General features: G+C 51.5%; 16 protein-coding genes and 2 pseudogenes. 13 read left to right on the top strand and 5 right to left on the bottom strand.

Features of this window, described 5'->3' with window-relative positions; translation table 11 throughout:
* Positions 1 to 19: 19 nt before the first annotated feature.
* Both RT657_RS07460 and RT657_RS07455 read right to left on the bottom strand, forming a co-directional pair.
* Positions 20 to 253, bottom strand: a complete 234-nt coding sequence (locus tag RT657_RS07460; RefSeq protein ID WP_313653448.1) for a hypothetical protein — start codon at positions 251 to 253, stop codon at positions 20 to 22.
* Between the two features lie 2 nt (positions 254 to 255).
* Positions 256 to 480: a hypothetical protein gene (locus RT657_RS07455; RefSeq protein ID WP_313653447.1), complete on the bottom strand. Its 225-nt coding sequence runs from the start codon at positions 478 to 480 to the stop codon at positions 256 to 258.
* Between the two features lie 217 nt (positions 481 to 697).
* On the opposite strand from RT657_RS07455, the gene RT657_RS07450 reads away from it, so the two are divergent.
* The gene (locus RT657_RS07450; RefSeq protein WP_313653446.1) at positions 698 to 1,003 is read left to right on the top strand and encodes a hypothetical protein; all 306 of its coding nucleotides are present in this window, start codon (positions 698 to 700) and stop codon (positions 1,001 to 1,003) included.
* A 174-nt stretch (positions 1,004 to 1,177) separates the two neighbouring features.
* On the top strand, positions 1,178 to 2,302 hold the full coding sequence (locus RT657_RS07445; RefSeq protein ID WP_313653445.1) for a diguanylate cyclase: 1,125 nt from the start codon (positions 1,178 to 1,180) through the stop codon (positions 2,300 to 2,302).
* On the opposite strand, the gene map is transcribed toward RT657_RS07445, so the two are convergent.
* Together map and RT657_RS07435 are read right to left on the bottom strand one after the other, a co-directional pair.
* Positions 2,299 to 3,084, bottom strand: coding sequence for a type I methionyl aminopeptidase (gene map / locus RT657_RS07440; protein WP_313653444.1), 786 nt, complete (start codon positions 3,082 to 3,084; stop codon positions 2,299 to 2,301). The two genes, RT657_RS07445 and map, sit on opposite strands and share 4 nt — an antisense overlap.
* On the bottom strand, positions 3,081 to 3,326 hold the full coding sequence (locus tag RT657_RS07435; RefSeq protein WP_313653443.1) for a ParD-like family protein: 246 nt from the start codon (positions 3,324 to 3,326) through the stop codon (positions 3,081 to 3,083). Before RT657_RS07435 ends, map begins: the two co-directional genes overlap by 4 nt.
* A gap of 222 nt (positions 3,327 to 3,548) precedes the next feature.
* On the opposite strand from RT657_RS07435, the pseudogene RT657_RS07430 reads away from it, so the two are divergent.
* The 11 genes and pseudogenes from RT657_RS07430 (at position 3,549) to RT657_RS07380 (ending at position 22,608) form a co-directional block, all read left to right on the top strand.
* Positions 3,549 to 4,657, top strand: a pseudogene (locus tag RT657_RS07430) (IS3 family transposase).
* Positions 4,658 to 4,791: 134 nt separating this feature from the next.
* Complete coding sequence (locus RT657_RS07425) at positions 4,792 to 6,087, top strand: HlyD family secretion protein (RefSeq protein WP_313653442.1); 1,296 nt, start codon at positions 4,792 to 4,794, stop codon at positions 6,085 to 6,087.
* Positions 6,074 to 8,197, top strand: a complete 2,124-nt coding sequence (locus RT657_RS07420) for a peptidase domain-containing ABC transporter (protein WP_313653690.1) — start codon at positions 6,074 to 6,076, stop codon at positions 8,195 to 8,197. Before RT657_RS07425 ends, RT657_RS07420 begins: the two co-directional genes overlap by 14 nt.
* A gap of 13 nt (positions 8,198 to 8,210) precedes the next feature.
* Complete coding sequence (locus tag RT657_RS07415) at positions 8,211 to 8,885, top strand: ATP-dependent Clp protease proteolytic subunit (RefSeq protein WP_313653441.1); 675 nt, start codon at positions 8,211 to 8,213, stop codon at positions 8,883 to 8,885.
* A 123-nt stretch (positions 8,886 to 9,008) separates the two neighbouring features.
* Positions 9,009 to 9,326: a hypothetical protein gene (locus RT657_RS07410; RefSeq protein ID WP_313653439.1), complete on the top strand. Its 318-nt coding sequence runs from the start codon at positions 9,009 to 9,011 to the stop codon at positions 9,324 to 9,326.
* Positions 9,327 to 10,008: 682 nt separating this feature from the next.
* Positions 10,009 to 11,118 (top strand): translesion error-prone DNA polymerase V subunit UmuC, encoded by a 1,110-nt coding sequence (gene umuC, locus RT657_RS07405; protein WP_313653689.1) that lies wholly within the window; start codon positions 10,009 to 10,011, stop codon positions 11,116 to 11,118.
* Positions 11,119 to 11,760: 642 nt separating this feature from the next.
* The gene (locus tag RT657_RS07400; protein ID WP_313653438.1) at positions 11,761 to 11,940 is read left to right on the top strand and encodes a general stress protein; all 180 of its coding nucleotides are present in this window, start codon (positions 11,761 to 11,763) and stop codon (positions 11,938 to 11,940) included.
* A gap of 1,495 nt (positions 11,941 to 13,435) precedes the next feature.
* Positions 13,436 to 14,005, top strand: a pseudogene (locus tag RT657_RS07395) (DUF4142 domain-containing protein).
* An 807-nt stretch (positions 14,006 to 14,812) separates the two neighbouring features.
* Positions 14,813 to 15,178 carry a hypothetical protein gene (locus tag RT657_RS07390; RefSeq protein WP_313653437.1) on the top strand — a complete coding sequence of 122 codons (366 nt, stop codon included), beginning with the start codon at positions 14,813 to 14,815 and terminating at the stop codon, positions 15,176 to 15,178.
* 49 nt (positions 15,179 to 15,227) lie between these two features.
* Positions 15,228 to 17,285 carry a pyrroloquinoline quinone-dependent dehydrogenase gene (locus RT657_RS07385; RefSeq protein WP_313653688.1) on the top strand — a complete coding sequence of 686 codons (2,058 nt, stop codon included), beginning with the start codon at positions 15,228 to 15,230 and terminating at the stop codon, positions 17,283 to 17,285.
* A gap of 1,414 nt (positions 17,286 to 18,699) precedes the next feature.
* The gene (locus RT657_RS07380; RefSeq protein ID WP_313653435.1) at positions 18,700 to 22,608 is read left to right on the top strand and encodes a BapA/Bap/LapF family prefix-like domain-containing protein; all 3,909 of its coding nucleotides are present in this window, start codon (positions 18,700 to 18,702) and stop codon (positions 22,606 to 22,608) included.
* Positions 22,609 to 22,718: 110 nt separating this feature from the next.
* Here the strand turns inward: RT657_RS07380 and RT657_RS07375 are convergent, their stop codons facing one another.
* Positions 22,719 to 23,633: an alpha/beta fold hydrolase gene (locus tag RT657_RS07375; RefSeq protein WP_313653434.1), complete on the bottom strand. Its 915-nt coding sequence runs from the start codon at positions 23,631 to 23,633 to the stop codon at positions 22,719 to 22,721.
* Between the last annotated feature and the right edge of the window lie 82 nt (positions 23,634 to 23,715).

The raw sequence follows: 23,715 nt of genomic DNA, 5'->3' as shown, positions 1-23,715 counted from the left end.
ACTTTGGCGCTGTTCTGATTTAACGGGCAATAAGGTTTATCACACTGCTTATTATGGAATCCGTGGAAAATTCCTGAGCACGCTGCTCATCTTCCTGCTGCAGCCGCTCAAAGCGCAAAAGGGCGGCCTCCGCGTTATCAGCATGTACCTCATTCCAGAGAAGACGATAACCTTCTCCGGCTAATGCGTCCTGCTGCAAAAGATTTACCGCTTTGATTGTCTGGCCCTTTTGATAAAGACGATAATCTGGCATGACTATTTCTTCCCGGGGTTATCCAGCGATTTAAACTGCTTAATCGCATCGTTGATGTTGTTAGTTTCTACGGTCGCAATGCAGCGGTCGCCGCTGAACACATCATAGCGCGCGTTGCGCAACTGGAATAGCAGGTCTCTGCCTCTGAAGTAAATACGTTTTTGTTTTACACCAATCCCATGCCGCCGTAACAGCGCCTGTGACAGGCGGTCGGTCTCTTTTATCATTCCTTGCGCTCCCCGGCAGTACGTGGTCACGATCAGTTAACCTGATAAACATTAGTTTTATATTAAGAGGTCACCCTGTATTCAGCAGGGTTACCCGGCAGGTTTAAGAAAAATTACCGGTTATCCGGGCGATCCTGCCGCAAGGCATTCATCTTCTGCGTGAGCAGACGACAAATGCGGTACACTGCCCGAACACTCCGCCACTGGACATGCCGTTATGCACGATAAAAAGATGATTTCGATTGATCAGTTCGACGCCGACGAGCGACTGGCCGTTGAGCAGGCTTATCAGGCTCTGGCAGAGAAATACCGTCAGCGAACCGGCAAAGCGCCTGACAGTAAAAAAGAGCGGGAATTTAACAGCGAGGCACGCCAGCAGGTGATGACGCGCAAGCTGGAGAGGGCGAGAGTGCAGGCGGAAAAGCAGAAAAAACCCCAGCGTAAAAAGAAACCTTCGTCACTGACCGCCAGCGAAGTCAGTGATTTCAGCTGGTCTGCTTCGGTGGCAAAAGGGCGCCGCTAAGGGTCGCCGCCTGTCATCACGACATGCGGCGTCGTTCAGCACAGTTAACCTGAGCCCTTCACCAGGCTGGTAGCCCATAAATTCATTCGTGCAATAAGAATATTCTGCAAACCATGTATCCTGATTCTGGATTTGCCGATAAAATGCGGTATCCATTCCTGCTTCAGTCTGCCTATGAATTACTACACCCCTGACGATGTCCAGCTGAAGCGCCGCTCGACACGATTTGTGCGCCGTATGTTTTTGATGCGCCAGCTCGGCACTTTTCTCTGCTTTCTGCCTATTCTTTCGGTGCTGATGGAGATGGGAAAAGGTGCTGAAGTGTGCGCACTGCTGTTCACCAATGCGTTTGTCTGGCCGTATACCGCCTACAGACTGGCATTACGATCGCGCGATCCTACCGGATTTGAACGTAAAAACCTGACGCTGGATGCGGCGTTTGGCGGCGTCTGGATTGCACTGATGGCGCTGAGCCCGCTGCCTTCAATAATTATCATGGCGGTACTGATTTCTGATCGCTACTCTGCTGGGGGGTGGGGCCAGCTGAAATCAGCTTTACAGGCTTTTCTGCTCACTTTTCTTTTGGTCTGGCTGGCGCAGGGCGCGCCTTTACTCCTCACGTTCAGTACCCGCACCGTCTGGCTGACGCTGCCACTGGCCAGCGGCTATCTGCTGGTGCTGAGCGTAGTGTCACACACGCTGACCCTGAGTCTGCGAAAAAAGAACCGTGAGCTGGAGCGCATTGCGCTGATGGATCCCGGTCTGAAGATCCCTAACCGGCGTCTGTTCGAGCGCCGGCTTGAAAGTGAGTTTCTGCGCACGCAGCGTGGTGAGGGCAATGCGTGGCTGATGCTGCTGGATGTGGATCACTTCAAACAGGTTAACGACACGTTCGGGCATGAGGCGGGCGATTTTCTGCTGGCAGAGATCTCAGCACTGCTGCGTGACAGCGTAGGCCTGAAAGATGTGCCTGCCCGTTTTGGCGGCGATGAGCTTTGCGTGATTGTGCGCGAGGCCGATGAAAGCAGTATCAGGCTGCTGGCCGGACAGATTAAGCAGGGTATATCGCTGCTGCGGCTGCCAGCCTCTTCCTGCTTCCAGTGTTCGGTCAGTATTGGTATTGCGGCTGCTCGTGATGCGGCATCGATTCATGAGTGGCTGCGCTGCGCGGATGAGGCGCTCTATCAGGTTAAGCGTGCCGGACGCAATGATGTGCTTATCAGGCACACCAGGGCGACCGTCACGCTGAGGTCTGACACTGTTCATCAGCCTGAGGACAGGTTTCAGGCGTCTGATTAGATGGCGGAGTAGTGGCCGGTGCCATCAGGCCAGGGTGTCAGCAGGTCAAAACCGTTCTCTGTGACGGCCACGGTGTGTTCCCACTGCGCAGAGAGCGAGCGATCTTTGGTCACAACAGTCCAGCCATCCGACAGCACGCTGGTTCCGGCTTTACCGGCATTGATCATTGGTTCGATGGTGAAAATCATCCCAGCCTTAAGCGGCATTCCCTGACCAGGCGTGCCGTAGTGCAGTACCTGTGGATCGGTATGGTAGATCTCACCGACGCCGTGACCGCAATACTCCCGCACGACCGAGAAACCGGCACCTTCTGCTACACGCTGAATGGCGGCACCCACATCGCCGAGCGTTGCGCCAGGCCGGACGGTTTTAATCCCGGCGACCATCGACTGATAGGTAATCTCAACCAGTCGTTTTGCCCGCACCGAAGGCGTGCCGACAAAATACATCCGGCTGGTATCGCCGTACCAGCCATCTTTGATGATTGCCACATCGATGTTAACGATATCGCCATCTTTCAGTTTCTTGCTGGCAGGGATGCCATGGCATACCACATGGTTGACCGAGGTGCAGGTGGTGCGGGTATAGCCGTGATAACCGATGTTGGCCGGCGTCACCTTGAGCTCATTCACGATGAAGTCGTGACAGATATCATCCAGCTCTTCGGTGGTAATGCCGGGGCGGACGTGAGGCGTGATCATCGCCAGTACCTGAGCGGCAGCCTGACCGGCTGCGCGCGCCATCTCGATCTCTGCGGCGGTATGTATTTTAACGCTGTTCATGACACGTCTCCCTGTGCGGTGAGGCTCTCTTTTGCAAGCATATTGCGTATATCGGCGCTGCCCTGCAGCTCAAGCCGGATCAGCATTTGAGACAGCTGCTGCTGGGTCTGCTGCGGATAAAGTTCAGCAAGCATACCCAGTTTAAGCCAGTGTTCTGCCTGTGCATTAATCGAGCGGCTCATCGCCTGACTGGCGATGCGCAGATTTTCATGCATCAGGTCGGAAATTTTAACGATACCCATTTTGGCCTTATATGAAACGTATATGTTTTGTATATAGCATATCTGTTATGGCATGGGTTACAAGGGTAAATTCATACGCGTCCGAAAATGTCCGAAAATGTCCGAAATTTGTCGGAAATTACACATACGCCCTATACAAGTCAGCACGCATTGACCTGCCCCTGGTTGATTAACACATCGCGATGTTAGTAATGTCTTCCTAAGCCACATGAGGACATCCCCATGAAGAAGCTTTTTTCCGACGATCAGATCATCAGTATTCTTCGCGGAGCGGAAGCCGGAGATTCTGCCCGTAAGCACGCCATTTCCAATGCCAATTTCTACACATGGCGGGAGAGGTTTGGTGGCATGAAAGTTTCTTAGCTGGAGCGGCTTAAATCTCCTGAAGAGCAGAATGCCCGCCTCAGGAAGCTGCCTGCCGAACCTATGCTGGATAAGGAGGCACTTCAGTTGGCTCCGGGGCGAAAGTACTGACGACAGGCCAGGTGCGGGAAGCCGTTGAGTTTATGTGTGGTGCGACCGGTCTGTCGCAACGTCGTGCCTGCAGGCTTACAAGTTTGTCCCTGTCGACCTGCCGCTATGAGGCTCAGCGCCTGGCAGCTAATGCGCATTTATCAATGCGCATCACTGAGCTGGCATTGGAGCGCAGGCGTTTTGGCTACCGCCGCATTTGGCAACTGCTGCGTCGGAAGGGCCTTCACGTCAATCACTAGCGCGTATACCACATTTACCACCTTAATGGGCTGAGCGTAAAACCCAGACGACGCCGTGAAGGTCTGGCAACCGAACGATTTCCGCTTCTGTGTCCGGAGGCGCCGAACCTGACATGGTCGATGGATTTCGTTATGGACGCGCTGGCCAACGGTCAGAGGAGCAAGTGCCTGACCTGTGTGGACGACTTCACGAAGGAGTGTCTGACGATCACCGCTGCTTTCGGTATTTCCAGCGTTCAGGTCACACGCATTCTGGACAGCATCGCGCTATTGCGGGGCTATCCGGGGACAATAAGAACCGATCAGGGCCCGGCATTTACCTGCCGCGCGCTCGATAAAGGGGCCTTAAAGCAGGGTGTGGAATTACGGCTTATCCAGCCAGGTAAGCCAATGCAGCACGGATTTATTGAAATTTTTAACAGACGCTTTCGGGATAAATGCCTGAATGAAAAAGGGTTCAGCGATATTCTTCATGCCCGGAAAATCATTGATGACTGGCGGCAGGACTATAACGAGTCCAGATCTAATTCATCGCTGAAATACCTGACACCGGCTGAATTCGCAACGGACTGGCGAAACAGGAAGTATGAAGCAATACCAACTGACATTGCTAACTAAAGGTTGTATCTAATCCTGGGGGGCAGGTCAATCGATCTGTTTTAAGAGCTGTAATTTATTAAAATTCATCTGAGTATTTTATTTTATTTATGCTTTATGTAAATTATGTTTGTCTTTGAATGTCTTAATTATGGATGATCTACAGAATGCTTTTCAGAAAGGAAGCTGTTGAATACCGCAACCGTCGCTGGGAAGGTAAAGCGGTTCTTATCCCCCCTCTTTCTCCGCCTCTGGTGTACGGATTCTGTACTCTCTTTTTTCTCTGTATGATGGCTTTACTTCTATTCGGCACTTATACCCGCCGTGTAAGTGCTTATGGAGAACTGGTTTCTGTTCCCCGCGCTATCACGTTGTTTTCTGTCGAGCAGGGTTACATAGTCAGGCTTAATGTCACGCCCGGCCAGAGCGTCAGTAAAGGTCAGGCGCTGGCGGAACTCAATGTCAGCCGGACTACAATCTCTGGAGGAGTAAGCGAACGGCAGCGTGAAACTATCAAGTCTCAGATAATTACGCTTGCACATATTATTTCCCGGCTAAAGGAAAACAAAAAAATCACACTTGATACGCTGAACGCAGAAAAGAAAAGGTATGAGGAGGCGCTTCAGCATTCGACAGATATAGTCAATCAGGCACGGCAGGGTCTGGCGCTTATGAAAAAAGGTATGGACAGCTATCGTGGTTATCAACGGCGTGGTTTAATCAATCAAGACCAGCTTACTAACCAGACCGCGCTTTATTATCAGCAGCAAAATAACCTGTTAAGTCTGATTACCCAGAATGAACAGAACGCCCTACAGATAATGACCCTTGAAGGCAATATCCGTACCCAGGCCAGTGATTTTGACAATCAAATTTATCAGACAGAAATACAACGTAGCGATCTCATTCGGCAATATACGGACGTAGAAGCTGCAGGCTCTCAGGTTGTGACCGCGCCCGCAGCAGGGAGGATAGACTCTGTCAGCACCGCTGAGGGGCAGATCACGCGACCCGGCGATGCATTGATGCAGCTCATTCCGGGCAATATAACTCGTTATGAGCTGGTTATCTGGGTACCGGACAGTGCAGTTCCTTTCCTGCATGTGGGAGAAAAGGTCAATATCCGTTACGATGCATTCCCTTCGGAAAAGTTTGGTCTTTTTCCTGGCCATATCATTTCTGTCGGCACAACTCCTGCGACTCCGCAGGAAATGTCTACCTATCCCTCTGCACCAGGATATGAACCTCTCAATCCCCGGACCTGGTACAGGGTTATTGTTCTTCCTGACTCCGCGCATTTCAGCTGGCAGGGCAAAATCATTCCAGCCGAAAACGGCATGAAAGCCTCCACGATTCTTTATCTTGAGAAAAGACGGCTATATGAGTGGGCTCTGTCCCCATTTTATGACCTGAAGGACAGCACCCGGGAGCCAGATGATGAGCAGAAATGAAGGTGAAGCACCGTTGTCCGTTGAAAGGATAAATTTAAACTTCAGACGCCGTTTCCCGTTAATTCTGCAGACAGAATCTTCCGAATGCGGTCTGGCCTGTCTTGCAATGATGCTTAACTGGTATGGCAGCAACACTGATCTGCTGTCGCTCCGTCAACGATTTGGTATTTCGTCGAGAGGTGCAACACTGACTGATGTGATGAGCATCGCCTCACGCAGTGGCCTCGCGACCCGGCCTCTATCCCTTGATACCGAAGACCTTTCCCAGATAAGGTTACCGTGTATTCTGCATTGGGACTTCAGCCATTTTGTGATTCTTGTACGTGTGACGAAACGTGCGTACATCATTCACGATCCGGCTGCCGGGCGGAGAACAATCAGCCCACGGGAACTGGCAGAACATTTTACCGGGGTAGCTCTTGAAATCTGGCCGGATGCTGGCTTCACACCGTATAAGCAGCGCCATCGTCTTGAAATCAGGACACTTGTAAGAAGCATAACTGGCCTACGCTCTTCTCTGGCTATTGTATTTTGCCTGTCGCTAATTACTGAATTTATCAGTCTTCTGCTGCCAGTAGGGACACAAATGGTCATGGACCATGCAGTTCCTGCAAGCGATCGCGGTCTGTTGATGCTTATCTGCCTGAGCCTGTTGCTTCTGACACTACTGCAGGCCGGGGTCGGTGTGCTTCGAAACCGCACGTCACTCATAATGAATACATTGACTGACATGCAGTGGAAAGATGGACTGTTCCGTCATCTGCTTCGTCTGCCTCTTGTGTGGTTTGAAAAGCGTTACACCGGTGACATACAGTCGCGGTTCGGCTCTCTGGACGCCGTTCGCACGACTTTTACGCACAGCATTACTGGCGCACTCACGGATACCATTATGGCCGCAGGGGCGATGGTACTTCTTATCCTTTACGGCGGATGGCTGGCCGCAGTTGTAGTGAGCATAACCCTTATATATGTCCTGATGAGGCTTGGTACCTACCAGGTTTACCGACAGACTTCGGAAGAATTGCTGGTCAAAAATGCCCGCACCGCATCAGGATTTACTGAAACGTTATTTGCCATTGCGACCATACGTGCTCAGGGGCTGGAAGAGCAAAGGCGTAAAACGTGGCTCAGTCAGGTAGCAAGCAGTATCAATACCGCGTTCAACCTGGCAAAATTTGACATGCTGTTCACGGTGATTAGCGCTTTTATCGGTGCGGTTGATAACGTACTGATACTCTGGCTCGGTATTTCAGCAGTTATCGATCATCAGATGACGGTCGGTGCCTTTGTAGCTTTCAGCGCTTTCCGGGGGCTTTTTTCAGACCGCATACTTTCGCTCACTGGCCTTTTTTTGCAGCTACGCATGCTGACCGTTCACAGTGATCGCATAGCGGACATTGCCTTAAGTGAGCCCGAACTGGATGAAGAAACACGTCCGTTCCCAGTAAGACAAGGCGCACTGTCGCTGATAGCAGAGGATCTTACATTTTCATATTATGAAGGCGCATCACCAGTGTTTACCGGACTCAACCTGATGATTCGTGAGGGCGAAAGCATTGCCCTCACCGGACCGTCAGGATGCGGAAAAAGTACACTTATGAAGATCCTGTGTGGACTAACCCCCCCCAGAGATGGACGTGTACTGGCTGGAGGACGGGACATATTTAAGTCAGGGCTACAGCGTTACCGGCATTCGGTGGCCTGTATCTTGCAGGAAGACCGACTCCTGGCGGGATCCTTGAGAGATAACATCACAGGTTTCAGTGAAACTCCTGATGATGAATGGATGACCCGTTGTGCGCAGGCTGCTCACATTCATGATGATATTGTCAGTATGCCGATGGGTTATGAGACGCTAACCGGAGAACTGGGGGAAGGTCTATCCGGGGGGCAGCGGCAAAGGATTTTCATCGCAAGAGCACTTTACCGAAAGCCATGCATTCTGTTTATGGACGAAGCAACAAGTCATCTCGACGAGTTAAATGAGTCACTTATAAACAAAGCTATTTCATCTCTTGGTATGACCCGTATTATCATTGCGCACCGTGCTACTACGATAGCTTCAGCAGATAGGGTATTGAATATTAAAGATTTAACTTCGTATAATTAGTCGGGGGAAGAAAATGATTAATAAGCCATTAATATCATTAATGATTTTGGCCTTAACACTTTTGTTCACATCGAGTATTTTTGCTAATACTTATCAGATGGCAGACAACACCATGTATAAGGACGTTCAACAGGTAAAAGTTCATTACAGCGGAAATATTACTCAGAAAAAATCGGCTGCTTTTATGTCTGTACTCGATGAAATTAACCAGCGCTATGTCAATGCAAAGGATCTGACAATCAGTTTCAGCAGCGACGGTGGAGATATGGATGCAGCGCTGTCAATGTATTATGCAATAAAAAGCTCTCAGATTCCCGTCACCACGGTTAACATCTCAGCTGTTGTATCAGCGGCGACAATCCCTTTTTGTGCTGCAGATAAAAGGGAGGCCGCAGACAATGCGGTTTTCATTATTCATCCGGCACAAATGGACACACTTGATGAACATGATGTGACCCCTGCAAAAATCAGAACATCTCAGGATTTTATCAGAACTTATAACGACCTGTTTCGTCGCATTTATGCAAAATGCTCAAATCTAACTAGTGAAGAGCTAAACCGCCCTCTGGACAGTGACGGTGACCGACTGTATCTATCCGCAAAAGAAGCCCTTTCACGCCACCTGGCAACTGCGAAGTTTTCAAAACTTCCTGTTGCACCGGTGTCATATTATGTAACAGATGATTAACTCCATAAAAACAGAATTATTTTGTTACATATATTTACTTTGGGTTGACCATAAATAGATGGATATTCACATAGCTCGATAATGATTTATTTTCGTTTTATCCGTGTGAAAGGGAGTTTTGAAATGGCAATTCGTGAATTATCAGCAAGAGAACTCAGCTTCGTAGCAGGCGGAAATGCAAACTCAAATTATGAAGGCGGAAGTTCAAATCACAGGGGTTCTGCCCCCGCCACCTGTGCAAACCGCGCTGGTTTGTCTGCAATTATCGGTGGAATGCGGGGTGCCTTGGGTGGTACGCCTGCATCTGTAGTGGTAGGTGCGGTTGTTGCTGGGGTAGGGACGGCGATTGCCTGCGCGCCTGATCGTGGAAGTCAGAATGGCGGAGGTAATTTCGGCGGCGATCATAACGCCAACAGTGTTAATGGACAGTGTCACTGGTGATTTAACCTGTGTAAATTTTTGAAGATATCCCTTCGGGGATATCTTTTCTATATCACCTTCAGTGTCGAGGCTTTACTCATCATGAAATTAACATCGTTGACAATTTATTTTTTGCAGTGCGTACTAATTATCTGTGGGGGGATGTACATTGTTAATAATTTTGTTATACCGCATATTGCTGTGAATCCGGATGCTATTCAGTTTATAGGGATTGTCATCACATTATTTCTTCTTCCACGATTTCCAAAAAGTGAGTCAGTCCATAAAACGTTAAGCTGATAACTTTAACACTCCGCATATAATATAATGCGATATCAGCCTCTTTCTAATGGCACTAAGAGTTTTTCTACATTGTGATTGTAAATATATGGCGGCGGGTCGCTTTGGTCGGGAAGAATTTGCCGCAATCAACCAGACTATTTAAGTAGGAAGAGATCCTTCTCGGATGACTAAAAGGTATATTTTTTGGCAGCGTGAGATATGGACAACCTAATGTAAGTCTGCTAACAGTCAATATTAAGATCTCTTACCATTTATTCAGGGCTACGTCGAATTTTATCCTCCATGATTATGCTTTTTTCAGGTTTCTGGGGTAATTGCTCGCGTACGTCCTTTTTGACGCAACAGTACAGAGCATATCCATCAGTTGGGCTAACAGCTCATGGTAGCCATCAGCTAATTAATTTCAGCAGAGTTTCCATTCCACATAAATAGCGACATGCCGGCACGCATGATGGCGATACTGGGAGAAATGGCTGCGGGACAGGAGGTTTACTCTATAGGCGAGTGTTTTCTGGATGTCACCGGAATCAGCAGCCTTACACCACCTGAAATATACGGTCAGCAGATGCGCGAGCGTATCCGCAGGGAAACAGGACTCATCATCGGCGTGGGGCTTGCGCCGACAAAAACACTGGCAAAACTGGCTAACCATGCAGCTAAGAAGTGGACACAGACCAACGGCGTCGTGGACCTGTCCGACAGAACCCGTCAGCGGAAACTCCTGCACCTGACTGACGTCAGTGATATCTGGGGAATTGGGCTGCGCATCAGCAGGCGCATGAATCAGCTGGGAATAACGACGGCTCTGCAACTGGCGGACAGTAACATCAGTATGATACGGAAAAATTTTGACATCATCGTCGAGCGTATTACCCGTGAGCTGAATGGCGAGTGCTGCATCGCGCTTGAGGATGCACCGCAGCCGAAACAGCACATACTGAACTCGCGATCTTTTGGTGAAAGAGTCGAAAAACCTGAAGACATGCAGCAGGCAGTCGTGCTGTATGCCACACGCGCGGCAGAAAAGCTCAGGGAGCAGAACTCGCGCTGCAGGCTTATCAGTGTCTCCATCGCTACTGCCCGTCATGGTAATGAACCACAATATTCAAATACCGCCTCACGTATCAGCGATTATCCGACAGACGATACGCGCGACATTATTGACCTGGCGCTTCGGGGGCTTTCAGCTATCTGGCGGGATGGCTACCGGTATGCCAAAGCCGGTGTCATGCTGGGTGATTTTTACCAGTCAGGCGTGGCGCAGTTTGACATGTTCAGTGAGCAGCAGCCGCGTGCGAATGCAGACGCCTTGATGGCGGCACTGGACGGCATTAATCGCTCAGGAAAAGGAAAAGTCTGGTTTGCAGGGCAGGGAGAGCGCGACAGCTCATGGCAGATGAAGCGCGAAAGGTTGTCGCCACGCTATACAACAAGGCTGGAAGATATTCCGGGAATAAAAAAATTTCACCTGATGATGCAAAGGTATATCGCGAGAGTCTGTCCGGATTAATGAGGCCTCAGGGAAGAAAATCTTAATCCGAAACCTGTCAGATCACAGTCGAGAAAAATTTTAATTGTCTGATTATAAAGAGATACAATGGTAAATATTGTTACCTACAATAAGCAGGTTATGTACGCGTATCTCATTGAAATATCTAAGTTAATTCTTGTGTTTGCGATAAAGTTTTTTGTATTTTCTATCCGCAAGATCAGGCGTTGCATAGGCAAATTTAAAACCGTCCGAAAATGGCGAAATGTAGCCTGCCTGCTCTGTACATCACACCATTACGTACGTATCGCCACGGGCATCAGGACATTGGGGAGTCATTGTGAGATTCCTGAGGTGTGGAAAATAATCGGGCCAGACCTTTTATGATGACTCAAATGTAAAATTTTGTTAGTGGCTTATTTTGTGCTTTTCTTTAAATAAGCATTTTAAAGTTATGTATTTATTAATGAAAATAGAGCTTTGTCGTTTGGGTTAATTTTGCGGCGAAGCGTTTCGGTTATTTAAAGGCGAGCGCAGTGCGGATACGGGTACGCTTGAAAATATTTGCGGGGTTTCTACTATTACTATCGCAACACGAATACGACTGGCATTACTGATTTATGCCGGTTGTCATCTGATAACCGATATATCCAGGAGGATAATATGGCCGAGCATCGTGGTGGTTCAGGTAATTTTGCAGAAAATCCTGAAAAGGCATCTGAAGCGGGTAAAAAAGGCGGACAGAACAGCGGCGGGAATTTTGCCAACGACCGTGAAAAAGCTTCAGAAGCAGGTAAGAAAGGTGGCGCAAACAGCCACGGCGGTGGGCGTAAATCTGAATAATCAGAGTAAGACTTTCTGATTAGGCCACCGCATGCCCCGGCATTTTTGCCGGGGCTTATAGAATTAAAGGAATAACAGGGGCAGTTCTCTTCGGGTAATTTTTTTTATGTCTGACAATAGTGCAGATATATACCTTTCTTAAATTCAGTGGTTTTGTTAACGTCTGAAATGATTGACTGTTTATTAATCTTGCGCGGTAAGGTAAATCCTACTTTTCTCTGAGTGGGAGTTATTATCTTTCTGTTCGCTTAACTGCAGATGTCACTTTTCCTCATATATCAATAACGGCTAACTTATTGAAGAAATGCAGCCTGACACTGTCGAAAGCAAGTTACAACTCAGTTTGAACAATCAGTATGCTGAAGATCTTAGACTGTTCTCGTGCCGGTGCAGGGAGGTTGTATGACTTTCTTATGCTTTTGCTGCCCGGGATATGGCTCAGGAAAATTTAATTTCATACGAAGAAAATCGCCAGGAATACCGATGCATTGAGCGGCCTGCGCGATATGCAGATTTCCTATGACAGACGGTTCCTGCTTTCCCGGTGCCTGGTATTCTTCATCGGTCGATAAAAATGGTGATTGCAGACAATAATACAGGCTGTTTTATGAATTGGCGCACTATAAAAGGCGTTGCGTGGGCGCGAGTAGCTGAATTTACACAACCAGCAAAATGAGGTTTAAATGATATCCAGATTATCATTCAGGTAATCTGTTATTCAGTAAGGCTCTGCCCAGCTATTCGGATGAGAATTTTTAAAAAGGATATTAAGCTCAGAAAAGCCGAAAGGGATATATGTAGCCCTGGGTGTTATGAAGCCAATGGGTATATCAGCGATTCAGCCGGATCTGTGCTGTTGCTTAAAATTCAATTAAAAGAAATAATTAAAGTTATACAAGTCTGAGCTGTGAAGTACAAATCCTGTTCCGAGGTGATTGCTCTTTATGGGCTAAGTAGTCATTAAAAGCGAAGCCGTAAATTCCTTCAGGTTTTATGCTCATTAATTCGCTGTTAGCAGTTGTGATTATGCGAAAGTGCGACCACACTTATTTATGAGTTTATTTTCTGAATCAACACAGAACGACAGGAACATGTCTCATCATCAGGTGGCCGGGTAAATCTGTAAAAATCAGAGCGTGCTGCGGTAGCCGGATGTAAAGAGAAATGAAGTTTCAAAAAGTCATTCTGAAAGCGCCGTCGGGACCGGGTGTTGCGACGGATCGGTTTTACAAGAGGAAAAGAGAAGAAGGACGTGTTCAGACCTGATTATGCTGGACGGGAACAGCGCTGACGGAAAAACGTTTTATCAGGACTTTATGTCTGAGGTTTCAGTTATTTGCAGAGCAGATTTTGTTGTCGGTGTGCAGAACACCAACCTGGCTGCTTTCCTGAAATCATGGGTTCACGTGATGGACCATGACATATCCGATTCCTCATGCGGGGTGAAATGGCTTCATCTGACGCCAGCCTCTTCATCATTTTTAAGGAGCATACAGTGAAACAGAATCAAACACTTAAAGCGTTAATGGCGATGTCAGCATTCGCTGCGATGTTAGGTAGTGCAGGTGTGCAGGCCGAAACGCAGACTGCCGCCCCGCAGGGCGGAAATGCAGAGCAGACTGTCGCTAAAGGCAAACTCAGCGCGGGAGATGAAAAAGCGCTGAAAGATATGGCGCAGGCCAATATCAACGAAGTTGCCGCCGCCAGAATCGCGCTGAATAAAGCACAAAGTTAGGAGGTTAAAACCTTTGCACAAAAGATGATTGACGATCACACCAGCGCCCTGGCTAAAGTAGAGGCAGTTGCTCAGCAAAAAGGCGTCGGGTTGCCTGCTGAGCCGGACGCGAAACACCAGGCCATGGCAGAAAAACTTGAAAAGCAGAGCGGCAATGCGTTTGACAAAATGTATATGGAACATGCCGGAATGATGGACCATAAGATGGTCCTGTCGACCCTGAAGAGTGATGCGACAAAAATCAAAGATCCGGATGTGAAGGCGCTGGCTGATGCACATACGCCTGTTGTCGAGCAGCATCTGAAGCTTGCCAGTCAGATGTCGAAGTAATCTGGCACGGTAAAGAAGTTGTCCGGTATCAGTGTATCCTGCATACCGGACTATTTTCACATCCTGTCTTTGAAGCAAAGAGGGCGGTCAGCAATTCTGAATTGCTCATCTTAGGCGTTTTACTGGGGACTGTTCAGATAAACCCTCACTGCCAGTTATCATGATTGTGCAATAACCGGCATTAACCAGGCAGCGTTATAAAGTGCTGTCTGGTGCTATTCCGTTGTCCGCTCCCTTTTCTGCATCAGCGTTATCCCGAATTTAACGCGCGTCAGCCATTTCAAAACGACCTTCTCAAATAAACGAGACAGAAATCTGCTCATTTTCCTCTGAATCGATGAGATCAGATGACAGAGCAGGCAGTCGCGAGGCGCAGCTCTGCAAGCAGAGTGCAGGAAAGCTAAGGCCCGGGGGAAAGACTGCTGACATCAGGGGCTGGTGTCAGTGATGCGGATGAAGGTAAATGACTCCGGAAACAGGTGGACAGCGATAATTTAAATAAACGTTCAGGACGATATCCCGTCTATAGTTTGAATTAAGGGTGCGGCGGGCGCAGTACGCGCATTCCGCTCCCGGCGCTTTCCCTGAACGCTACCTGGCCGGCTTGCGGAATAGTTGTTTTCATCCATTCTGAATGTGTGCCGTTTTCCAGCGGTGTTTACGCATTGCCATAAGGTCTGAACGGATGACGTGTTGAGCCCGTTAAAAGATGACAGGCTTTTTTTCATTATCCGACGAAAGCAGACGCATAAACCTGTCAGTGCGCCATAGTTAATCATTGATCATTTTCACATGGGAAGACCTGTTATGTTGCAATCTCACTCTTCACGGCCAGGCGGCTTACTGCTGCTGCTGGCCGCCGTGATTGGTTTCGTCGTGGCTTTATATGCATGGATGACGCCGCTTACCGGTGTTACCGGCACGATTGGCGCGCTGGGTGTGGCTATCGCGAGCGCCATTCTGGCGCTACTCACATTCCTGTTGCGGGGAGTATCCGGTCGGGGGGCACGAACTGCGTTAATGATTCTGACGCTGATTGTGTTGTTCGGAATCGGTTTTGCAGCTGCATTGCTGCATCAGTACATCATTACGGCAGCGATGGTGGTCGGTCTTGTCGGTCTGATAATACTGAACAGAAATTCTGCCCGCCACAACCATCGCGTCAGAGCCTGAGGATCCCCCTGTGCAGAACACTAAACATCAATCGGTAATGAAAGTCAGCATGACGGCGCTGGCGCTGCTGCTTGCCCCCCTGACACTGCATGCCCAGGATAAAGCGGCTGAAGCCTCGATGGGCGCGCGGGAAAATATCAGTCCGGAAGCGGCTGATCAGCAATCTCCACGTACCACAAAAACCACCAGTGATGCATCAACCGGTCAGCACGATGCAGAGAAGGTCGCATCTGCCGATAACCCGCCAACCCCGCTGGTGCCAACTGCTGCCACCTGGGACAGTTTTCATGGCCAGCTGAACGCGCAGAAATACAGTCCGCTTAAGCAGATTACGGCTGACAACGTCAGTAATCTCAGGAAAATCTGGGAGTTTCATACTGGCGACGTATCAGATGGCAAAGGCGATACACCCGCTACGGTCTGGTCAGCCACTCCTATTTTTGCCAACGAGACGCTGTATATCGGTACCCCTTTCGACCGCCTGATTGCCCTCGACCCTGGTACAGGAAAAGAGAAATGGCACTACGACACTAAATCCTCGCGTAAGGCTCTGACTCAGCCGGTGCTGAAAAACCGGGGGGTCTCTTACTGGCAGGCAAAAACACCTGTCGCCGGACAGGCATGTCAGAAAATCGTTTATATGGGTACGGTAGATGGCAAGCTCTTTGCGCTGGATGCCGATTCAGGTAAGCCATGCAGTGAGTTTGCGGACAACGGCGTACTGGATCTGAATCAATGGAATACCCTCAATGCCAAATATCCGCTATCCGTTCTGCAGCCGCCAACCGTGGTGGGTAATCATCTGCTGATTGGCTGGGCGGGTAAGGACTGGGCCTATGCCGAAGCGCCTCCGGGCACGGTATTTGCCGTGAATGCGCAGACCGGTAAACGCGAATGGACGTTTGAAGCCATTCCGGAAGCTGTCCGCAAACGTACAGGCACGGCAAACGTCTGGACGCACATGTCAGCGGATGAGGCGCATGGCCTGGTCTATTTGCCTGTTTCATCACCTTCTCCTAACTATTGGGGCGGGAACCGCACTGCACCTATTCCACTAGGGACTTCGACCACGGCACTGGATGTGAATACCGGTAAAGTGGTCTGGTCCCGCCAGTGGGTGCATCACGATGTGTGGGACTACGACATCAACTCTGCGCCGACGCTGATGGATATTACGGTTAACGGCAAACAGATTCCGGCACTTATTCAGGCTACCAAACAGGGCTTTCTGTTTGTGGTGAATCGTCTGACCGGTGAGGATGTCTGGCCAATTGAAGAGCGTCCGGTTCCGCAGGGTGACGGCTCTGTTCAGGGTGAAGTGCTTTCACCCACACAGCCATTCCCGACTAAACCCGCGCCGCTGCTTGACCAGTCGAAAAAGCCGGCAATCTGGAAACTGGCGGATGTCGTGGGAGCGGGCCAGTGTTCAAGGCTGTGGGATAAGCTGACCTATGAAGGCATGTATACGCCGCCTACCACCAAAGGCGAAGGTGCACTGACCTATCCAGACAGTGCAGGCGGCGTGCAGTGGGGCGGTGTTGCGTTCGATCCACAAAAACAGATTGCTATCGTTAACACCTCTCACATTGTGCAGTATGTGAAACTTTACAGCCGCGAAGATTATGAAAAAGCGGATAATGGCTCAGGTAATGAAAGCGGTTTTGCCCCTCAGGAAGGCGCGCCTTACGGACTGCGTCTGATGGTTGCCAATAACTGGCTGGGCATGCCGTGCTGGCAACCTCCTTTTGGCGAGATTGTAGCCATCGATATGCATACCGGTGATGTCAAATGGCGTCGTCCTGTCGGCGCCTCTCAGCAATATGGCTTCTTCATGCCAGAAAGCTGGGGGTCACCGACCATTGGCGGCCCGGCAGTGACAGCTGGCGGTGTGATATTCATTGGTGCGTCAATGGATGCTAAGGTTCGCGCCTATTCGGTGGAAAATGGTAAAGAGCTGTGGTCCGATCAGGCAGAAGCGCCAGCGGTAGCCAACCCCTCTGTCTATGAGTACAAAGGGCGTCAGTACGTGGCATTCGTTGCTGGCGGTAATACCATCCTCAAGGATCAGGTGGGTGATCAGGTGGTGGTTTACGCTTTACCCGAATAGCGTGCGCTGAACATCCACTAATCGATGAATGGGGCCTCCGGGCCCCATTTTCTTTGGGTTATCTCCAGCCCGGAAAACGCAATGTCAGCAGATGCTCCTCACATGCAGTCGGCCTTACTGCAACGCATCGGAGCTACCCTGTTTTTCTCTTTCTCCTGAGGGGTGAAAGTGCGGTATCTGTCCGCATCCAGCCTCATTCTTCTGGCAGGGATACCGGATACGTGAAACCTGAAAGCAACGAACCTGGCGCATATCATTACTGTTTAATACAGGCGGAAATTCATGGTGCCTGAGAGAGCAAAGTGTTTGATGTTAATGTTGTGAGAGAAGATAAAATCAAATGCGCCGCATCACGTCAGAATCGTCATGGCGTTACGCCTCATGCAGCCTTTTCAAAATTCCGGACGCTGTCAGTCTGATCAAAACAATCGTTGCTGTTTCTGCACAGGTATAGCGGGAATTATCATGTTATGTAACCAGCCGGACGCTATTACGCGCAACGCGTGTGGGCGTTAGATCAATTTAATAGTCAGCCTGCAAAAGCGTGTCGTAAATTTACTTTATTCTGGATCTGAATGTGACAGAAAGAGCCGTTCATTAACTGCTTTTATCTTAGAAAAATCAGAATTACCGTGCCATTTATAAACAGATATTACACTCTTTTTCGGGTGAGGCTGATGTGCTAAATCGGGATTTTAACACCGGCGTCATAAATGAGGGTCCATCACTGGCCGTCGTCGCGGCAGAAATAAATGTCAGGCGAATGCACTCACTTTCTGTGAAAAAATTTACTTCCCCGGGATTGCTATCCCTGCACCCGATGAGCAGATTCAGCTCACAAGCCGCGCGGCCAGCATCTGCGGCAGGCGGGTTATCCCATGTAATGACAGAATTGCTTCCACCTTATTATTAAAATTAGCTGATAAATTCTGTTCGTTAATAAAAACGGGTAACCGAGCGAAGGCGCAGATCGCTGATCGCATTCAGTCGCCTGGAAAAAATTAAAAACAACAGAAATCATCAACTATTGCCGGGTGAAATTCCAGATTTTGCCTGGTAGCCAGAGAGAGAGGTGAAGGATATTTTATGTCTATCCAGCGTCAACCGTTCACATTTCAATGGCAATAAGTTATTGAGATTGATGGGAGTTGAATGAGCCGACGCTCGAACTCTTACAAAGAATGGTGCTGATTTATTTTATTGGCAGGCAGAAACTGTCTTCAGAACTGATCAATTAATCTGGCTCATCTGCTTAACCATTGTCCTTGTTACGGATTGCGATTAATCCGTTGAGTATCGGGTCTGGCTCAGCACCTTTATCGGGTCGCTGGCATCTGCATGCCAGAAATTAGTAAAGCGGCGCTTTATTTTTAACGGCATTGCGACTCACTACCTGGTATATAAGGAAATCTCCATGGCTTTTTCAGGCACGGGCCGTTTCACGGTCGTCTCGCTGACAGGCGGTCAGCCACTCTTTCGTCAGACTCAAAACATGTCATCCTTCATTCTGAGCGAACCTGCCATTGTTACATTGCAGGGCTTACCTTCTCAGGTTACGTCTTATCACAGGCAGTGGGATGACCTTATCCTCAACCTGAAGGAGAGCGACACGCTACGCTATCAGAACTTCTTTACTGACGTTGCAGGTCATCAAAGTAAATTACTGTTCCAGCAGGGAGATCTGTTGCAACAGGCGAAGTTCAGTACAGAAGAAACGAATCATGCTCAGACGCTCACAACGCTGACGCCCGTTCTGCATGCTGCAGAACACACCGACGCTCCGGCCTCAACGTTTAATGCCAGCACAGTACCACTCTCATCTGAAGTTACGAACGCGGAAAGCCGCGCTCTGACAGGTGCTGAGACGGTGTCTGAGAACATAGCTGTTGATACGGAAACAACCTCCGGCAGCGCTGCATCAACCTCAACGTTTGCACAGGCGGCAGAAACAGCGCCAGCACTAAGCGCCGCCACCGAAGACGAAAAGGCGGACGCCATTGTCCTGCCGGCCCTGACGCTGGATCCCGTTACCGGCGACAACGCCGTGAGCTACAAGGAGGGGATCTACGGCGTGACCCTGACCGGCACCGCGTCTCATCTTCCTTCCGGAACCGCCATTGAGCTGACGCTGGACGGCCGGGTCTGGCAGGGCAGCGTCAGCCGTGACCGGTGGCAGGTCGATATTTCCGACAGCGAGCTGAAGACGATTAAGGATGGCAACTACAGCATCACGGTCAGCGCAGCGGACGCGGACGGCAACAGCACCAGCCTGACCCACGACCTGCTGCTGATCACCCACTACGGGAGCAGCAACCCGAAAGTGACCGTCAACCCGGTGACGCTGGCGGATGCGTTTGAGTACGACGGGGAAACCCGTTACGTGCTCAGCGGCACGCTGGAGGCGCCGCTGCCGATTAACTCCTTTATGGTGCAGGTGTATGACACCTTCCACTGGAACACGGTGGTGGTCCGGGCGGACGGCAGCTGGCGGGCGGAAATCAGCGCGTCGGAGCTTTCAGAAGGGGGCAACAGCCTGGTGTTCGGCGTGCTGGACGGCGCCGGTAACTGGTTTGAAAAGGACGGCTACGTCACGGCCGACCTGACCACCCCGGTCGATGCGGGCTCATGGGTGCCGCCGGTGCACGAGGAGAATCCGTCAGACGGCGGCACCAACCCGCCTGACGGCGGCGACACGCCGGTCAGCGCCGCGCCCGTGCTGACCATCCGCAGCTTCACCGGCGACGGCGTACTGAGCGCAGAGGAGAAGCTCCTGGACCAGACCCTCAGCGGGACCCTGGAGAACATGGCCGAAGGCAGCACGCTGACCGTCATGCTCAACGGCCAGAGCTACACCACGGCGCTGGCGGCGGACGGCAGCTGGAGCGTCACCCTGCCGGCGGCCGACCTGCAGGTGCTGCCGGCGGGCGCGGGCAGCCTCAGCGTCAGCTTTGAGAACAGCGTGGGCGGCACCACCACCGCCAGCAAGGCGATCGCCGTCGAGGCGTCTGCGCCGCCTTCCGGCACGCTGCCGCCGCAGCCGGTCATCGACACGCCGCTTGGCGACGGGTACATGAACGCGCATGAACGCTTTGAGCCGGTCACGCTGCGCGGCACCACGGGCGTGACCGGGGCCGGTCAGCGTATCGTGCTGTCCCTGGACGGCGTCGACTACGCGGGCACCGTGGACAGCGAGGGCAACTGGCAGGTGTCGCTCTCCCGGGACCAGCTGATCCAGGCTGAGTTAACCGAGGGCAGCCACAGCCTGACGCTCACCGCCACCGACCTCTGGGGCCAGACCGGCGTCGCAGAGGCGACCTTTATCACCGACACCCTGGATCCCTCCGTCACGATCAGGACGCTGTCAGGCGACGGGCTGATCGACCGCAGCGAAATCAGTCAGCCGCTGGTGATCGCGGGCAGCGGCGAAGCGGGCAGCACCCTTGAGGTCACCTTTGGCGATCTTCACTGGAGTGAGGTTATCGGGCAGAGCGGGCAGTGGCAGTTCACGGTGCCGGCGGAAACGCTGCAGGCAATGGGGGAAGGGAGCTACCGCGCCGCGGCCACCATCACCGACGCGGCGGGCAACCGCGGTTACGCCTCGTCCGGGGTGGAAATCTACGCCTCCGAGGCGCTGCCGGCCCTGACGCTGGATCCCGTTACCGGCGACAACGCCGTGAGCTACAAGGAGGGGATCTACGGCGTGACCCTGACCGGCACCGCGTCTCATCTTCCTTCCGGAACCGCCATTGAGCTGACGCTGGACGGCCGGGTCTGGCAGGGCAGCGTCAGCCGTGACCGGTGGCAGGTCGATATTTCCGACAGCGAGCTGAAGACGATTAAGGATGGCAACTACAGCATCACGGTCAGCGCAGCGGACGCGGACGGCAACAGCACCAGCCTGACCCACGACCTGCTGCTCATCACCCACTACGGGAGCAGCAACCCGAAAGTGACCGTCAACCCGGTCACGCTGGCGGATGCAGTGCAGCATGATGGTGAGACGTGGTATGTCCTCAGCGGCACGCTGGAGGCACCGCTGCCACTTAACACCTTCTCGGTACAGGTTGACGATACCTTCCACTGGAATAAAGTCACTATCCAGCCGGATGGCAGCTGGCGGGCAGAAATCAGCGCGTCGGAGCTTTCAGAAGGGGGGAATCATCTGACGTTCGGCGTGCTGGACGGCGCCGGAAACTGGTTTGAACAGGGGAGTTATGTCACAGCCGATCTGACGTCGCCGGTCACAGGTAACGGAGGCGAGCCAGTCCCTGCAATGGATACGCCATTTGGCGATGGTCTGTTGAGCCGCGCGGAGAAAAAAGAGACTGAGACGCTGACCGGCACCACGGGCATCACCGGCAGTGGCCAGACGGTCACGATCAATATTGGCGGTAAGCATCACGCCGCAACCGTCAGCGACGATGGTCACTGGAGCCTGTCCCTGACGCCAGGGATGATGAAAACCGGCTTTGGCAAAGGTCAGCACGACATCGTCGTGACCGCAACCGACGCTGCGGGACACTCGGCAACAATGACGACGCATTTCCAAGTAGAGGCCTGTAAGCCAAAAATCGCAGCCAGTCATCTTGCGGACAGTTCTCAGGTTCATCCGGAAGTGAGTCACGACCCGCGACCGGCTGGAATGGCTGAAACCCATGCTCTCTTAACGATGAAGGCCGGAGAGCATCAAAGCCCGTCACCGGCTACCAGTCAGGCAGCCCAGACCGTTCAGCCTGAAATTTCTGAGGTGCAACACTCTGCACTGAGCGGGGAAAGGCTGATCGCTGGCGAGGCTGACGGGCATGTTAACGTCGTTTCGGACAGCAGCAGCGCCAGTGACCGCCAGACGGGAATCGCTCATGTCGTGTCGCCGGAGCCTGCAACCGAGGCCGTCAACCCCCTCTTCGGAACAGAAAGCAGTGACGCCTTTTCGTTTTCCTTGACGAATCTGCTTGCCCGACAGGACAACGTGGTGGGTCACGACACGTTACCGCTGAATGCCACGCACGATGCGCTGGATTTTGCCACGCTCGGGCTGAAAGCAGAAGACAACCCGGCGATCGATCTGGGAGCCTTCAGCAATCATGGCGTCACGCCGGTACAGACTGACCTGTCGGTACTGACCTCCGGAGCAATGACGTTAACAGGCGCGGATGGCAACGTGGTCACGTTGAGTCACACAGAAGGCGGTGTCTGGAATCTGGAGGGCGCGCGTACTCCGGACAGTCATCAGGGCGAGCTTTACCCCAACGGTTCTGTCAGCCATCAGGGCACACTGGCGGATATCCTGAACCAGCATAATCAGCATCAGCAACTGGCTTGATCCTGACGGCCGGAGCGGCTATTCGCCCCGGCCGATTTGCACTTTAAATCAGGTTCTGTCTGCCACTCAGGCAGACAGAACCTTCATTCCATCGTTCAGCCTGATGCACATCAGCGTTCCTGCGGATCAGCGCGGGAATTTACGCTGCATAAATGGTGACGGATCGCATCACTGGCATCAAAAACAGACTCAAGATGGTTACTGTTCTTTATCTGCCGGACAGTAATGTTCTGATTTGCGCACCCCTCAACAAATGCGGCTACCTGGCGCGAATCAGCGAGTTCATCACACTCCGGGAGAAGCACGGTGACGGGTAATGGCAGGGCAGCCAGCTGCCTGGCTGGCTGACGGGGTGTCAGGGCGTTTGCCATGTTTACGCTGTACGCCTCTGCAAAGTCAGGTCTGGCTGTCAAAACCTCTTCAGGAAAATGGAGCTTTACGGCGTAGCGCCTGCCCCACAATTTTCCCTGCGTCAGCGCATTAACGATAAAAGGCAGTCTGTTTACGGATGAGAATGGCGTTGCACCTGTTCTGATGATGGGGGCTGGCGCAAAGGGGCCAAACTCGGGTGCCAGTAAAATCAGGCTGTCAGCCTTATAGCGCGGAGCGTGGCAGGTGAAATAATTAATCAGCATGCCACTGCCGCTTGAGTGACCCAGCAGATGAATTCTCACGCCGGAAAACCGATCGGTAATCGCGTCGAGCACAGTATCTACATCCCGCCAGATCTGCTGTGGGCTGGTCACGTCACCTTTTGGCCCCGATGAGCGGCCATGCCCGCGAATATCCACCAGACAAACACAGACGGCCCCCAGTGCGCTTATCTGGCGGGCAGGAATGGCATACCCCGCGTCGGCGTTAACGCCCCCGCCGTGATAGATGAGAATAACATCGCTCACCGCGCCAGCGGGCAGATAAAGCCGGAAGTACACCCCCCCTGACTGGTGTTCTTCAACATTTTCAAGAGCCGGTAAGTGCGAACTGAGCTGGTCAAAACGCTCAGTGAACCGCCTGAATAAAATCACGCTAATATCCATTTTATGACCTGCGCGGCCTGTCATTCAGGGCAGGGTACAGATCTCATGGCCTGAATCAGGCCGGAAATCA

The sequence above is a fragment of the Pantoea sp. genome, from assembly GCF_032114055.1.
Classification (GTDB): domain Bacteria; phylum Pseudomonadota; class Gammaproteobacteria; order Enterobacterales; family Enterobacteriaceae; genus Pantoea.
This window is presented reverse-complemented; position numbering and strand designations above follow the sequence as displayed.

Coding starts and splice junctions, on each gene's coding strand:
- RT657_RS07435 (WP_313653443.1), bottom strand. CDS start 3,326: ATGGGTATCGTTAAAATTTCCGACCTGATGCATGAAAATCTGCGCATC.
- RT657_RS07425 (WP_313653442.1), top strand. CDS start 4,792: ATGATCTACAGAATGCTTTTCAGAAAGGAAGCTGTTGAATACCGCAAC.
- RT657_RS07445 (WP_313653445.1), top strand. CDS start 1,178: ATGAATTACTACACCCCTGACGATGTCCAGCTGAAGCGCCGCTCGACA.
- RT657_RS07420 (WP_313653690.1), top strand. CDS start 6,074: ATGAGCAGAAATGAAGGTGAAGCACCGTTGTCCGTTGAAAGGATAAAT.
- RT657_RS07415 (WP_313653441.1), top strand. CDS start 8,211: ATGATTAATAAGCCATTAATATCATTAATGATTTTGGCCTTAACACTT.
- RT657_RS07410 (WP_313653439.1), top strand. CDS start 9,009: ATGGCAATTCGTGAATTATCAGCAAGAGAACTCAGCTTCGTAGCAGGC.
- RT657_RS07455 (WP_313653447.1), bottom strand. CDS start 480: ATGATAAAAGAGACCGACCGCCTGTCACAGGCGCTGTTACGGCGGCAT.
- RT657_RS07385 (WP_313653688.1), top strand. CDS start 15,228: ATGACGGCGCTGGCGCTGCTGCTTGCCCCCCTGACACTGCATGCCCAG.
- RT657_RS07450 (WP_313653446.1), top strand. CDS start 698: ATGCACGATAAAAAGATGATTTCGATTGATCAGTTCGACGCCGACGAG.
- RT657_RS07400 (WP_313653438.1), top strand. CDS start 11,761: ATGGCCGAGCATCGTGGTGGTTCAGGTAATTTTGCAGAAAATCCTGAA.
- map (WP_313653444.1), bottom strand. CDS start 3,084: ATGAACAGCGTTAAAATACATACCGCCGCAGAGATCGAGATGGCGCGC.
- RT657_RS07380 (WP_313653435.1), top strand. CDS start 18,700: ATGGCTTTTTCAGGCACGGGCCGTTTCACGGTCGTCTCGCTGACAGGC.
- RT657_RS07460 (WP_313653448.1), bottom strand. CDS start 253: ATGCCAGATTATCGTCTTTATCAAAAGGGCCAGACAATCAAAGCGGTA.
- RT657_RS07390 (WP_313653437.1), top strand. CDS start 14,813: ATGTTGCAATCTCACTCTTCACGGCCAGGCGGCTTACTGCTGCTGCTG.